Raw genomic sequence first — 13,366 nt, forward strand, 5'->3', positions numbered from 1 at the left:
GTCATCAGCTAGGCTTAGTATTCGTGAGCGACGACGAGTTGGCGGTGGAGGTCCGGGAGGCCGTGTCCCGGCTGGCCCGCCGGCTGCGTCAGGAGCGGCCTCCGCATGAGCTCGGGCTGACCTCGCTGTCGGTGCTTTCGCGGCTCTACCGGCTCGGTCCGACCGGCCCGTCGGCGCTGGCCGCCGCCGAGAACGTCCAGCCCCAGACGATGACCCGCGCGCTGGCCACCCTCGTCGAACGGGGCCTCGTCGCGCGTGAGCCCCATCCGACCGACGGACGGCAGACCGTCGTCAGCATCACCGACGCCGGACGCGTCGTCCTGGAGGAGGACCGTTCGCGGCGGGACGCGTGGCTGGCCGGCGTGATCGCCGAGCGGCTCACGCCCGTGGAGCGGGAGTTCCTCGGGGCGGCCGCCAAACTCCTCGAGGCGCTCGCGCGATGACCGTGCTCTCGCGCTCCGTCGGGCTGCGGCTGGTGCTGCCCGTGGTGCTCGGGACCCTGCTCAACGCCGTCAACTCGTCCATGATCGCCGTGGCGCTGGTCGACATCCAGCACGAGTTCCACGCCGGCGCCGAGGTCGTGTGGCTGGTGTCCGGGCTGTACCTGGCCACCGCCGTCGCCCAGCCGACCATGGGCCGTCTCGCCGACCGCTTCGGCGCGCGGCGCGTCTTCTGCTGGGGCCTGGTGATCGTCATGGCCGCCGCGATCGGCGCTCCGTTCGCGCCCGATCTCGGCTGGCTCGTCGCCGCCCGGGTGCTGCTGGGCATCGGCACCTCGGCCGCGTACCCGTCGGGAATCTCCTTGATACGTCAGGGAATCGGCGGCGAGGCCACCGGCGCCCTCGGCGCCATCTCCGCCGCCGGCCAGGTCGCCGTCGCCCTCGGTCCGCCGCTGGGCGGCGTGCTCGTGCTGGTGGCCGGCTGGCGGTCGATCTTCTGGGTCAACCTGCCCATCGCCGCCCTGTCCCTGCTCCTGGTCCTGCTGTGGGTGCCCCGCGACCGTGCCCGTCAGTCCACTTCGGTCGGTCTGGACCCGTTGGGAATACTCCTGTTCGCCGCCGCCATGGTCGGCCTTCTGATGTTCCTCTTGGAGTTCCGCCGGCTCTTCCTGGCCGCCGCCGTCGTGTTGGCGATTGTCCTGCTGTGGTGGGAACTTCGCGTCTCTCGGCCCTTCATCGACGTCCGCATGCTCCGGTCCAACCGCCCGTTGAGCCGCACCTACGCCCGCGTCGCCGTCACCTACGTCGTCTTCTACACGATCTTCTACGGCGTTCCCCAGTGGCTCGAACAGGGCCGCCTGCTCTCCAGCGCCGAGGCCGGTCTCGTCGTCCTGCCCATCGCCGGCATGGGCATCGTCGCCACCGTCATCGCCACCCGCCGCCCTCGCCTGCCCCTCCTGGTCGTCGGCTCCGCCGGCCTCCTCCTCGGCAGCCTCTCTTTGCTGCTCGTCGGCGCTTCCACCCCAGTCGTGCTGTTGGTGCTCGTCTCCGCCGTCCTCGGCATCCCCAACGGCTTCAACAGCCTCGGCAACCAGACCGCCATGTACGCCGCCGCCCCGGCGGAGCAGGTAGGCACCGCCTCGGGCTTGTACCGCACCTCCCAGTACATCGGCGCCAACCTCGCCGCGGCGTTGGTGGGCCTGGGCCTCGGCGACCACGCCACCGACGGCGGCCTGCACCTCCTGGCCGTGGTGATTTCGGTGATCAGCGCGGCCCTGTTGGCGGCGGCGGTGTTCCGCCGATCCTAACCGTTTGAAACGTGTGAGTCGTAAGTAAGTCCCGAGTCGCCTGACATGTTAGACTGACGACGAGTGTCATTACCATATCCTTGCACTTTTATTCGCGACTCCTCACCTTCGCGACAGATTTGACGCTGGTTTCGTACTAGGCTGGCAGAAGGTGCTTTTGGATAATTGATGAGCCTAATCATATTCAACGGCTTACGATAAAGGAAAGTTAAATTGTCGTGGCCATCGTGCCTCGCAACTGCACTCTATTCACCTGTGAGGTGCACTCCAGACTCGCTGGGAAGCACCTCTAGCCTTTGAGGGGCCAGCCGTGTCTATCGGCGGCGAGATCTCAGGAGACGGCGGCCCATTTTAGTCAACGAAGATCGTCTTAAAAACCATTCAGCGTCTATAAACAAGTATGTTGGTCGTTATCGTTTGGTGGAATATGAATTCAATTGCTCCTCTCATTAGCGTAAAGTATGGCAGCTAAATCCCTCTACCTAGGGATGACCGATACCTAGGGGACGTGCAGAGCGTAGACAGCGCACGACTCATAGAGTAGCCGAAGGCGTAGGGAAGCGGCGCCGGCCAGGCCTTCCAAGGACAGGGCCAAGGCCCGGGGCTCGGCCAAGGAGCGGGCGATGGCCAGGCTGCGGAGGTGGAAAGCGGCGGCCGAGGGGAAGTCGCGGCGGAGCTCGGCGATGAAGCCCAGCTCGGCGAACAGGAGGTGGTCGCCGGCCTGGGACGACAAACCGGCGTAGCCGTCACGGATGTGGTGGAGGTGGCGCTCGGCGGAGTCGAGGTCGCCGGAGCGGCGGGCGCCGAGGGCGAGGCCCATCTCGGAGTGGATCTGGCCGTAGGTGTAGCCGTGCTCGACGGCGAGGCGGTGGGCCTGCTGGTGAAGGTCGCGGGCACGGTCCCAGTCCCGCTCCAGGAGGGCGAGGCGGCCGAGGCCGGAGAGGCGGGCGGAGACCTCGGCCTGAAGCCCGAGCTCACGGGCGAGGGAGAGGCCCTCACGCTGGATGCGAGAGGCGTCGGCGTAAGAGCCGCGGATCTCGGCCAGAGTGGCCCAGAGGCGGGATGGTCTGCATCTCACCCCAACGGTCGCCGAGCCGACGGAAGATCTCGGCGCTGCGAAGGCCGTCGCGGCCGAGGGCGGCCAGGTCGCCGCGGCCGAGGGCGAGCATGGCCCGCAGGGCGAGGGAAGCGGCGATGCCCCAGTCCTCGGCGGAAGCGGTGAACATCTCCAAGGCGCGAGTGTTGACGGCGTCACTGGCATCGGCGTCGCCGGCGCTGAAAAGGCCGTACGCGAACAGCCACAACGCCCGGGCGGGAGCGTCCTCAATGGACACTGAGGCGGCGGAGTGATCACCGGTGAGCAGGGCGAAAGCACCGTGCAGCACGACAAGCTCGGGGAAAGCGCTGTCCGCGACGGTGGACAGGGTACGGCGGGCCTCGGTCAGGCGGCCACGCAGCAGCCACCACCACGACAACGCCGCGGCCAGGCGGGCGGACTCGGCGCCGACCTCCAACGCGGCCCGCATGTTGCCGGCTTCGGCGTCGAGGCGGTCCAGCCAGACCCGCTGTTCGCTGCCCCGCAGCAAGGGATCGGCGCGCTCGGCGACGGCGAGGTAGTGCCGGAGGTGACGCTCGCGGACGGCTGCCAGGTCCTCCATCTCGTGCAGACGCTCGACGGCATACGCGGCAACGGATTCCAGCAGCCGGTAGCGATTCCCGGTCATGACGACCAAGGATCGGTCGACCAGCCGGGTCACCAGATCCAGCACCTCCGCACGGGTGACGCCGTCGCCGGCGCACACCTCCTCGGCGGCGGCCAGGTCGCAGCCGTCGCGGTGAACGGCCAAGCGCCGCAACACAATGCGTTCGGGCGCGCTCAGCAGCTCCCAGCTCCAGTCGATCATCGCCCGCAGGGTCTGCTGACGAGCCGGGGCGCCACGCTGCCCGAGGGTCAGGATGGAGAAGCGGTCGTGCAGCCGTACGGCCAACTCCTGCACGCCCAAAGCCCGCACGCGCGTGGCGGCCAGCTCCAGCGCCAAGGGGATGCCGTCCAGGCGCTGGCAGATCTCCGTGACGGCATCCAGATCCGAAGGCTCACAAGAGAAACCGGGCGCCGACGCGCGAGCACGGGCCAGGAACAGCGCAACGGCGTCGGGAGTCGGCAGCGGCTCGACGGCGAAGACGCCCTCGCCGGCCAGACCGAGCGGCTCCTGACTGGTGGCCAACACCCGCAGGCCGCTGGCGGTGCGCAGGAGCAGCTCGCTGAGCTCGGCGGCGGCGTCGATGACGTGCTCGCAGTTGTCCAGAACAAGCAAAGTGCGGCGGTCACGCAGCGCGGACGCGAGACCGGCGGCACCGCCGGTCGCCCCGGGCAGGTCGTCGCGAATCCCCAGCACGGCGGCGACGACCTCCGCCAACTCGGCCGCGGTGCCAGAGCGGACCCCGGCGAACTCGACGAGCCAGACGCCGTCCGGGAAGTCGGCCGCCCGCGCCAGGGACGCGGCGGCGGCCACGGCCAAGCGGGACTTCCCGACGCCGCCGGGGCCGGTGAGCGTGACCAAACGCGCCGTCCCACACAGCTCCGCCAGCAGTGCTAGCGCCGACGAACGACCGATCAGCGGCGTCAGGGCGTTGGGCAGGTTCGACCGCGCCGGCTCCGTGCCGCCCGCGAGGTCCTGCCGCAGCAAGGACTCGTGCAGGGACCGCAGCTCGGGACTCGGGTCGACCCCCAGCTCCTCGGCCAGCCGCTCACGCAGATCGGCGTACGAGGCGAGCGCCTCACCCTGGCGTCCGCTCAAATACAGCGCGCGCATCTGAGCGGCCCGCAGACCCTCCCGCAGCGGGTGCTGCGGCACCGCGGCCGCGAGCTCGCCCAAGGCCAGGGCGTGCTCGCCGGCCTCCAGCCGGGCCTTGGCCAGCTCCTCCACCGCCGACAGCCGCAGCTCGGTCAGCCGGTGCGCGGCCGTCAGCGTGAACTCCTCGTCCGCGTAATCCGCGAACGGCGCGCCACGCCACAGCTTCAGTGCCTCCGAAAGCGCAGCACGGGGATCGGAAGTCGAACGGGCGTCCGCCACCAGCTGACGGAACCGCACGGCGTCCAGCGAGTCGGAGGCGTCCAGCCGCAGCCGGTAGCCCGGCGGCTGCCGTTCGACCCGGTCACCGAGGATCCGCCGCAGCTGGGAGACCTTGGCCTGCAACGCCCCGAGCGGCTTGCCCGGCGGGGCATCGCCCCACAGGCCGTGCACCAGGCCGTCCACGCTGACCGGGGCGCCCTCATGGGCGAGCAGAACCGCGAGCAGGGCTCGCACCTTGGCCTCCGGGACGGTGACCGGTTCCCCCTGCTCGTCCCACACCGCCAGTGGGCCGAGTACCCCGAACCGCATCCACCGCTCCCCTCCGCAAGCCCGTCGTCAGTCGATCGTAAGCAACCCCGAAGCGCCACCGCGCACTGTTGCCCCGTGTGAAGGGAGCGGCAGCCATGGCCAAGTACGCGGGAACCAGGGCGGCGGTGATCGGCGCGGTCGACGACATCGGCCTCGCCATCGCGAAACGCCTGGTCGAAGGCGGTGCGCGCGTCGTGCTGACGGCGGACACCGCGGACCAGCGGGCCCACGCCCGGGCCGAACTGGGCTCGGCGGGACAGGTCGTCGCGCCGGCCGACATCGCGGCCGGTCTCGGCGACGAGGACGTGGACATCGTGTTCGCCGACGCCGTGGCCGACGCGACGCAGCTGCTGTCACGGCTGCGTGACGGCGGCTCGGTCGTGCTCACCACCCCCGCGTCCGCCGCAGGTGTCGAGGCGCTCGCCGCGGCGCTGGCGGTGCGCAGCATCCGGGTGAACGCGGTGACGCCGGGCTGCATCGCCGGCGGCGAAGCCACCCCGCTGCCGCCGCTCGGCCGGCTCGGTTCCGCCGAGGAGGTGGCCCGCGCCGCGCTGTTCCTGGCGACGGAGGCCACCTTCACCACCGGCGCCCGCATTCCCGTCGACGGTGGCGGGAGCCATCGGAAGTCAACCAGGAGAACCGGAGCATGAGCACCCAAGAGACCACCTCCCCACCGGTGCGGGACAACAGCGCGTCAAAACTCCCCCTCTTCGCGCTGTTGTCCCTCGCCACCGCCGTGTTCATCACCAGCCTCACGGAGACGCTGCCGGCCGGTCTGCTGCCGGCCATGAGCGGCTCGCTCGGCGTGAGCGAGTCGGCCACCGGGCAGACCGTGACGATCTACGCGCTGGGCAGTTGGATACGGTTTCTTAAAGGTGGCGCCACTAGGCGAGGGGCAACGGCCATTCTCACTCTGAGTCTACTAGCTCCTAGCCGAGCCCGCAAATGTGTTTTCAAAACGCGTCTAGAGTAGACCCAGTCGGCCACCGGGCAGACCGTGACGATCTAAGGGGGGGCACCGTGCTGACGGCGATCCCCCTGTCGACGGTGACCGCGGGCTGGCGGCGCAAGCGGTTGCTGCTGACCGCCATGGCCGGCTTCGCCGTGGCCAACACGGTCACGGCCGTGTCGTCGATGTACGGCCTGACGATGGTGGCCCGGTTCGTCGCCGGTGTCGCCGCCGGCCTGGCCTGGGCCCTGCTGGCCGGCTACGCCAGCCGCATGGTCGCCCCGAACCAGCGGGGACGGGCGATCGCCATCGCCATGGCGGGCATTCCCGTCGCGCTGTGCCTCGGCGTGCCGGCCGGCACCTTCCTCGGGCAGCTCACCGGCTGGCGGACGGCGTTCCTGGCCATGACGGCCCTGACCGTGCTGCTGCTGGTGTGGATCGTCGCGGCCGTGCCGGACTACCCGGGGCAGGGGCGCGGTGAGCGGCCCAAGCTGCTGCCGACGCTGCGCATTCCCGGTGTGACGCCGGTGCTGTTCGTCACGCTCGTTTTCGTGCTGGCGCACACCATTCTGTACGCCTACATCGCCACTTTCCTGACGGCGCTGGGCATGGGCGGCGACACCGACCTGGTGCTGCTGACCTTCGGCATCGCCTCCATCCTGAGCATCTGGGTCGTCGGCGCGCAGATCCACCGCCACCTGCGGATCCTCAGCGTCGTCAGCTCGCTGCTGGTCGCCGTGGCCGCGGTGCTGCTGGCCACGCTGTCCCACGACCAGGCCCTGGTGTACGTCGCCGCCGCGCTGTGGGGGCTGGGCTGGGGCGGCGTGCCGACCCTGCTGCAGACCGCGGCCGGTGAGGCCGGCGGCGAGTCGGCCGACGCGGCCCAGGCCATGCTCGTCACGCTGTGGAACGTGGCCATGGCCGGCGGCGGCGTGGTCGGCGGCGTCCTGCTCGACCTGGCCGGCAGCGGCTCGTTCCCGTGGGCCGTGCTGCTGCTGATGCTGCCGGTGATCGCGGTGGTCGTGGTCGCCCGCCGCCACGGTTTCCCCGCCCCTGCCAGCCACTGAGGACACCATGACTCTGCACCACGTCGAGATCGGCGACGGGACCCCGGTCCTGCTGCTGCACGGCTACACCATCGACCACCGGCTCATGCTGCCGCTGGAGTCCGCCTTCGCGGCGCGGCCGGGCTGGCGCCGGCTCTACGTCGACCTGCCCGGCTCGGGGCAATCGCCCCGGCTGTCCGGTCCCGTCACCGCGGATGCCATGGGGGAGGCGGTGTTGGGCTTCATCGACACCGCCATCGGCGACGAACCCTTTGCCGTCGTGGGCATTTCGTACGGCGGCCAGCTGGCCCGGCACGTCGTCGCCGAGCGGGGCGCGCAGGTGCTGGGCACCGCCCTGATCGCTCCGCTGGTAAAGCCAAGTGGCGCAAGGGATCTGCCCGAGCGGCAGGTTCTCACCCGGGACGAGGCGCTGCTGGCTTCCCTCGATCCGGCGGACCGGGACATCTTCACCGCCATCGCCGTGCACCAGGACGAGGCGGGCTGGGAGCCCTTCCGCGACCACGTGCTGCCCGGCATTCGCGCACACCACCGATCCGACGCCGCCGCGCTGCTGAAGGCGTACATGCTCAGCAAGACCCCGGAAGACGTGTTCGGCACGCACCACGGGCGCCACCTGCTGGTGACCGGCCGGCAGGACCACATGGTCGGCTGGCGCGACCAGCTTGAGCTGCTGGAACACTACCCGCGCATGACGTACGCGACGGTCGACGGGGCCGGCCACAACGTCCACCTCGACCAGCCGGCGCTCGTGGACGGCCTGCTCGGCGGCTGGCTGGACGCGATCACCCGGGACTGAGAAGGAAACGTCGGCCGCCGACAGGGTCGGCGGCCGACGTGTCAGCGAGTCACGCTCAACTGTCCTTTCGGCCACGAATGCCAGCGATTTCACCGTGACGGCGGCAACATTCGCGATGGCGGCGAACGGCCCGGCCGGACGTGAGTGACCGTCGTCAACAGGGTTCACACAGTCGCACCGAAGCCGTCACACGACCATGCGCGCTGGTCAGACCGGCAAATGGCTAAGTGGGCGGCGGGCACATGATTCCCCGTCGGCACTGCCGGTACGTTAAGTCGCGTACTGACACGCCGGTGCCGGGTCGGGCATCGGCGACACGAGCTGGGGGGCTTAAGTCACATGTCGGTGAGCAAGTTACGCCTGACCGCGTTGGACAACGGCGTCCGCGTGCAGACATTCGTGGAGGACGTTTTCACGTCCCTGCGCCGAGCCGAACAACACCGGTGGGCCCGCGCCTACCTGAGCGGTCTGATTCGCGGCACCGGCCGCAAAACACCGCGGGAGCTGGCCGCCGCCGGTCGGCTGCCGCCGGCCGCGGCGAACGGCCTGCACCAGTTCATCAACGCCAGCACGTGGGCGTGGGAACCGGTGCGCAGGCGCCTGGCGCTGCGGATCGCCGCCAACTCCACGCCGTACGCGTGGACCGTGGCCGAGATGATCGTGCCCAAACGGGGCGCGCATTCGGTCGGAGTGCACAAACGCGGCACCGTGAACTGCCAGCGGTCGCTGGGATTTTTCCTCGCGACCGACGCCGGCTGTTTCCCGGTGGACTGGAGCCTGATCCTCAACGACACGTGGGCCTGGGACGGGGAACTGCGCCGCCGGGCCCGCATCCCCGAGTCCGAGACCGGCCGTCCCGTCGGCGCGTACGTGCTCGACTACGCCGACAACGCCGCAGCCGAGCCGGACCTGCCGGATGTGCCGTGGATGCTCGATCTGACCCACTGCGACGACGCGGCCGGCGTCCTCGCCGGTCTCGTCCGGCGGCGGCTCGACTTCGCGTGCGAGGTCGACCCGGGGCAGCTGGTGGTCACCGGGCGCACGACGGTGGTCTCCGTCGGGGAGCTGATGGAGCGGCGGGACGGCAACCAGCGGCATGTGATGGTCCGCCACGCCGCCGGCGGGCGGTCCAACGCGGTGGCGATCTACGCGGCGTCGGTGCGGCTGCCGCTGTTCGACACCTTCTCCGAGGGCCGGTCCCGCCCGGTGCGGGTGCTGGAGTGGCCGGACCAGAACCGGCAGCGCCCGTCCCGCTTCTGGATCACCGGTTTCACCAACAAGCGGGTCGGCGAGGTGCTGTCCCTGGTCCGGGCCCGGACCGCCGCCCTGTCGACCGTGACCGAGCTCCAGGAGGACTTCGGCGCGGCCGACTTCGAGGGCCGGTCCTTTCCCGGCTGGCACCACCACATGACCATGACCTCGGCCGCATACGCCTATCGGACGCTGCACGGCGACGTGCTCGCGACCGCGGGCTGAGGGGGACCGGGGAAATGACCAACATCCTGGTGGTGGAACGCGACACGGCCGCGGCCGAGTCGGTGGTTTTCGAGCTGCGCAGACAGGGACACGCGGCTCGCAGCGTGCATACCGGAAAACGGGCCCTTGAGGCTTATCGGGACGCCGATCTGGTGCTGCTCTCGCTGGACATGCCCGATATCGACGGGCTGGAGGTGTGTCGGTCGTTACGTTCGGTCAGCGATGTCCCGATGATTGCCCGATCGCATCGTGACGACGAGTTGGAGCGGGTTCTCGCGCTGCGGGAAGGCGCGGACGACTGCGTGGCCAAAACGTGGGGAATGCGTGAGGTCGGGGCCCGTATCGACGCGGTGTTGCGGCGGGCCCGCAGTAGGTCGAGCGTGCCGGAGATTATTTCCATCGACCCGCTTCGCCTCGATCAGCGGACGCGTGAAGTGCATCTGCACGACCAGTTGGTCGATGTCACGTCCAAGGAATTCGAACTGCTGTACACGCTGGCGGCCAAGCCGGAGACCGTGGTGTCGCGCAAGGAGCTGATGGCCAGCGTCTGGGGGACCACCTGGGCCACCACCAGCCGCACCATCGACACGCACGTGAGCAGCCTGCGGGCCAAGCTCGGCTCCAGCCGGTGGATCATCACCGTGCGCGGGGTCGGCTACCGGATCGGCCACGCCTGGGGCGTGCCGGCCGAATCGGCCGTCTGAGCTGGAGACAGGAAAGGCGCCCGGTGTCCCCGGGCGCCTTTTCGTGTCTCAGGCCGGCTGCCGCTCCAGGCGTCGCAGGAGCGGGTGCGCGGGTTCGGCGCCCACCGCCCGCGCCGCCCACCACGCCGAGGCGAGGTTCGAGGTCAGCAGCGTGCGGTCGGTGTTTTCGCCGGCCAGCTGGGTGACGGCGGCGAGCGTGCCCATGCCGGTGCCGGTGAACAGGAACGCGCTGCCGTCCCGCACGCGATGGTCGCGCAGGCGGCTCAGGATGGCCTCGGTGGTCACCTCGTACGGGTCGAAGTGGCCGTCCCGGACCGGCACGAGCACCACGTCGTCGACCGTCAGGCCGGCCCGCAGCCAGAAGTCGCGGGAGGTGTCGGTGAGCCAGGGCTGGTACGGGGAGACCAGGGTCAGGCGGGTCACGTCGAGCGCCTCGCACGCCGCGAGGATCGCCTGCGTCGACGACTGCACGGGGAAGCCGACACGCTCGGACAGCTCGTCGCAGAAGGCCCGGTCGCCGTCCGGGTTCAGCAGGTAGTGCGAGGCGCTGCAGGCCACGACGGCGGCGTCGAGACGCATGCCGCCGAATCCGGCGAGTGTGGCCGGCAGCACATTGTTGTACGTCTCCAGCATTTCCCGGAGCCCGATTCCGGGCGTGGTCGGAAAGCGAGCGGTGTACACATTCGCGGCCGAACCGAGCAGGTGGTTGAACTCCGGTTCCGCGGTGGGGTTCTCCGGCGGGACGACGACGCCGACCCGGGGCAGCGAGAAAAGGTCCATGTCGACACGGTAGGTCGCCACGGCCGTGACCGGGTCGGATTTGACGGTCGACCCATCGGTCACGCACGTTTCTTTCGTTCCTTGACATACCTTGACACTCCCTGACCCCGCCCTGACGCGTGACTCCTTGATCGGCCCTGCCGAATAAAGCAGGGTTGTTCACGTACTCGCCGAACCGTTTCATTCCGATTCGACGACCCCACTACGGAAGGAGTCGAAGGCGATGTCGGCAGAAGCGAACAACACGGATTCGCGGCCCCGGATCTCCGACGCCACCCTGCGCGATTCCGCGCACATGGCGGGTGTCGAGTTCGGTCCCCGCGACGCCGCGGTCATCGCCGACCTGCTGGTGCGCACCGGCATCGAGCTGGTCGAGGTGGGCATGGTGTCCGGCCCCGGCTCGAAGGACGCGGACCTCATCGAGGCCGTGCACGCCGCCGTCACCCCCGAGCACAGCATGACGCTGGTCGTGGTGCGTGACCGCCAACAGGTGGCCAAGGCGCTGGACGAGGCCGAGCGCCTCGGCGTGCGCCACATCATGTACTCCATCCCCACCTCGGCCGCGCACGCCGAGCTGAAGCTGGGCTCGTCCAGCCTCAAGTTCCTGCAGACCCTGGCCCGCTCGGCCATCACCCAGGCCAAGGACCGCGGCTTCCACGTCACATTCAGCGGCGAGGACGGCGCCCGCACCCCGCGCGAGCGGCTCGTTCCCTACGTCGCCGGCGGTTTCGAGGCCGGCGCGGACCGCTTCCGGCTGGCCGAGACCGTCGCCTACCTGTCGCCGTGGCAGATGCAGGCCAAGATCGCCGACCTGACCGCGATCGACGGCGCGGAGATCGAGATCCACTCGCACAACATGCTGGGCATGGCCGTGGCCAACTCGCTGGCCGCGGTCCGGGCCGGCGCGCAGTGGATCTCGGCCACGGTCGGCGGCATCGGCGAGCGCGGCGGCAACGCCCCGCTGGCCGAGCTGCTCACCTCGCTGCGTGTGGTCAACGGCGACACGCGGTTCGACCTGACCCACCTCACCGAGCTGTCCCGGGTGGCGCTCAAGGGAGCCGGCCTCGGCGAGTCGTTCCAGTCCGGTCCGACCACCGCGCACGCCTTCGCCTACGAGCTGCCGGGCCAGCTCACCAACCCCGAGGCGTACGAGACGCTGCCGGCCGAGCTGGTCGGCAACACCCGCGAGCTGAAGGTCCGCACCCGCCTCACGCCGGCCCTGGTCCGCTGGGCGCTGGCCGACTCCGGCGTGGTCGTCGACGTGGAGGCCTTCACGCCGTGGCTGGTGCAGCGGCAGCTGCGCGACGGCAGCCCGCTGCTGGACCGCGACGCCATCCGCAAGGCCGCCGTCGACTTCCTCGCCGCATGAACCTGGCACAGCCTGAATCCCTCTACACAGCAAGGAGTTCACCCATGACCGCGCCCACCCTCACCGGCGTCTGCCCCGAGTGCGAGACCGACCTGACCGTGCCGCCGATCGTCGAGGGCGAGACCCTGTCCTGCCCGGAGTGCCTGCTGACGCTGCGGGTGGAGGACATCCGGGACGGCCAGCTGACGCTGCAGATGATCGAGGTCCAGCTCCGCGACTGGGGTCAGTGATGGGCCCGAGCATCGCGATCGTCGCCGACCGCATCGGCTGGGAGGAGCGGCGGCTGCTGGACGTGGCCGGCGACTTCGGCCTGCGGATCGACTGGGTCAACGACGAGTCGCTGTGCCTCGGCGACCCGGCCGCGCCCCAGCTGCGGGACTACGACGTGGCCATGGTCCGCAGCCGCAGCTACACCCGCGGCGGCCTGATCGCCACGCTGGCCGAGGCGGCCGGCGTGCGGACCCTCAACTCGGCCCGGGCGATCCACGCCTGTGAGAACAAGGCGGCGCTGCGGGCCGAGCTGGGCGCCGCCGGCGTTCCCGTGCCGGAGTTCCGGCTTGTGCTGTCCCGCAAGGACTTCGACAAGGCGCTGGCGGAAATGGCGCTGCCGCTGGTGTTCAAGCCGGTCTTCGGCGGCATGGGCAAGCGGGTCACGCTGATCCGTGACGCCGACATCGCCGCGTCCGTCTACGACTACGTCGAGGACCTCGGGCACGCGTTCGAGCAGGCCTGCCTGCTGGAGCCGTACATCGGCGGCGGCACCTCGGTGCGCTGCCTGGTCGTCGGCACGGAACTGGTCGGCGCGGCCGAGTTCAGCAGCGGTGGCACGGACTGGCGCAACAACGCGGCGCTGGGCAACAGCCACCGGGCCGTCGAGCACGACCCCGAGGTGCTGAAGATCGTCGACGGCGTGCTGGGCGTGCTCGGCGCGGGCATCTACGGCGTCGACCTGTTCCGCACCGCCGACGGCTTCGTCGTCAACGAGGTCAACCACGCCCCCGGCTTCCGGGCCGTGGCCGCGGCGACCGGGACCGACATCGCCTCGGCCGTCGGTCGGCACCTCAAGGAGCAACTGTCATGATCCGTGCCGGTGTC

Annotated in this window: 13 protein-coding genes and 1 pseudogene; 11 read left to right on the plus strand and 3 right to left on the minus strand. The window is 70.1% G+C overall.

Going from position 1 to position 13,366, the window contains the following annotated elements:
* Positions 1–23 precede the first annotated feature (23 nt).
* Both KUTG_RS39065 and KUTG_RS39070 read left to right on the plus strand, forming a co-directional pair.
* On the plus strand, positions 24–443 hold the full coding sequence (locus tag KUTG_RS39065) for a MarR family winged helix-turn-helix transcriptional regulator (RefSeq protein ID WP_043724156.1): 420 nt from the start codon (positions 24–26) through the stop codon (positions 441–443).
* The gene (locus tag KUTG_RS39070) at positions 440–1,747 is read left to right on the plus strand and encodes an MFS transporter (RefSeq protein WP_043724157.1); all 1,308 of its coding nucleotides are present in this window, start codon (positions 440–442) and stop codon (positions 1,745–1,747) included. Before KUTG_RS39065 ends, KUTG_RS39070 begins: the two co-directional genes overlap by 4 nt.
* A gap of 499 nt (positions 1,748–2,246) precedes the next feature.
* Here the strand turns inward: KUTG_RS39070 and KUTG_RS62130 are convergent, their stop codons facing one another.
* Complete coding sequence (locus KUTG_RS62130; RefSeq protein ID WP_052395908.1) at positions 2,247–2,825, minus strand: hypothetical protein; 579 nt, start codon at positions 2,823–2,825, stop codon at positions 2,247–2,249.
* A complete protein-coding gene (locus KUTG_RS39075) occupies positions 2,743–5,130 on the minus strand; it encodes a BTAD domain-containing putative transcriptional regulator (protein ID WP_052395909.1) in 2,388 nt (795 codons plus the stop codon). The genes KUTG_RS62130 and KUTG_RS39075 overlap by 83 nt, the downstream gene beginning before the upstream one ends.
* Positions 5,131–5,225: 95 nt before the next feature.
* Between KUTG_RS39075 and KUTG_RS39080 the strand changes: the two genes are divergently transcribed.
* The 6 genes and pseudogenes from KUTG_RS39080 to KUTG_RS39105 all read left to right on the plus strand — a co-directional run bounded on the left by KUTG_RS39080 (position 5,226) and on the right by KUTG_RS39105 (position 10,122).
* The gene (locus tag KUTG_RS39080; protein WP_043724158.1) at positions 5,226–5,780 is read left to right on the plus strand and encodes an SDR family oxidoreductase; all 555 of its coding nucleotides are present in this window, start codon (positions 5,226–5,228) and stop codon (positions 5,778–5,780) included.
* Positions 5,777–5,977, plus strand: a pseudogene (locus KUTG_RS59465) (MFS transporter); the annotation flags it as partial. The gene KUTG_RS39080 and the pseudogene KUTG_RS59465, both read left to right, overlap by 4 nt.
* 173 nt (positions 5,978–6,150) lie before the next feature.
* The gene (locus KUTG_RS39090) at positions 6,151–7,146 is read left to right on the plus strand and encodes an MFS transporter (RefSeq protein ID WP_369794565.1); all 996 of its coding nucleotides are present in this window, start codon (positions 6,151–6,153) and stop codon (positions 7,144–7,146) included.
* A 7-nt stretch (positions 7,147–7,153) separates the two neighbouring features.
* Positions 7,154–7,942 (plus strand): alpha/beta fold hydrolase, encoded by a 789-nt coding sequence (locus KUTG_RS39095; RefSeq protein WP_043724161.1) that lies wholly within the window; start codon positions 7,154–7,156, stop codon positions 7,940–7,942.
* A gap of 345 nt (positions 7,943–8,287) precedes the next feature.
* A complete protein-coding gene (locus KUTG_RS39100) occupies positions 8,288–9,418 on the plus strand; it encodes an IS701 family transposase (protein WP_198047455.1) in 1,131 nt (376 codons plus the stop codon).
* A gap of 14 nt (positions 9,419–9,432) precedes the next feature.
* Complete coding sequence (locus tag KUTG_RS39105) at positions 9,433–10,122, plus strand: response regulator transcription factor (RefSeq protein WP_157495085.1); 690 nt, start codon at positions 9,433–9,435, stop codon at positions 10,120–10,122.
* Between the two features lie 48 nt (positions 10,123–10,170).
* Here KUTG_RS39105 and KUTG_RS39110 read toward each other — a convergent pair whose 3' ends face one another.
* Positions 10,171–10,902 (minus strand): maleate cis-trans isomerase family protein, encoded by a 732-nt coding sequence (locus KUTG_RS39110; RefSeq protein ID WP_043732155.1) that lies wholly within the window; start codon positions 10,900–10,902, stop codon positions 10,171–10,173.
* A gap of 223 nt (positions 10,903–11,125) precedes the next feature.
* Here KUTG_RS39110 and KUTG_RS39115 point away from each other — a divergent pair, with 223 nt between their 5' ends.
* Genes KUTG_RS39115 through KUTG_RS39125 form a run of 3 tightly spaced genes read left to right on the plus strand, consistent with a single transcriptional unit; the run spans position 11,126 to position 13,352 of the window.
* Positions 11,126–12,271, plus strand: coding sequence for an isopropylmalate synthase (locus KUTG_RS39115; protein ID WP_043724163.1), 1,146 nt, complete (start codon positions 11,126–11,128; stop codon positions 12,269–12,271).
* A 44-nt stretch (positions 12,272–12,315) separates the two neighbouring features.
* A complete protein-coding gene (locus KUTG_RS39120) occupies positions 12,316–12,501 on the plus strand; it encodes a lysine biosynthesis protein LysW (protein ID WP_043724164.1) in 186 nt (61 codons plus the stop codon).
* Positions 12,501–13,352 carry an ATP-grasp domain-containing protein gene (locus tag KUTG_RS39125; protein ID WP_043724169.1) on the plus strand — a complete coding sequence of 284 codons (852 nt, stop codon included), beginning with the start codon at positions 12,501–12,503 and terminating at the stop codon, positions 13,350–13,352. The genes KUTG_RS39120 and KUTG_RS39125 overlap by 1 nt, the downstream gene beginning before the upstream one ends.
* The last annotated feature ends 14 nt before the right edge of the window (positions 13,353–13,366 follow it).

It is taken from the genome of Kutzneria sp. 744 (assembly GCF_000568255.1).
In the GTDB taxonomy this organism is placed as follows: domain Bacteria; phylum Actinomycetota; class Actinomycetes; order Mycobacteriales; family Pseudonocardiaceae; genus Kutzneria.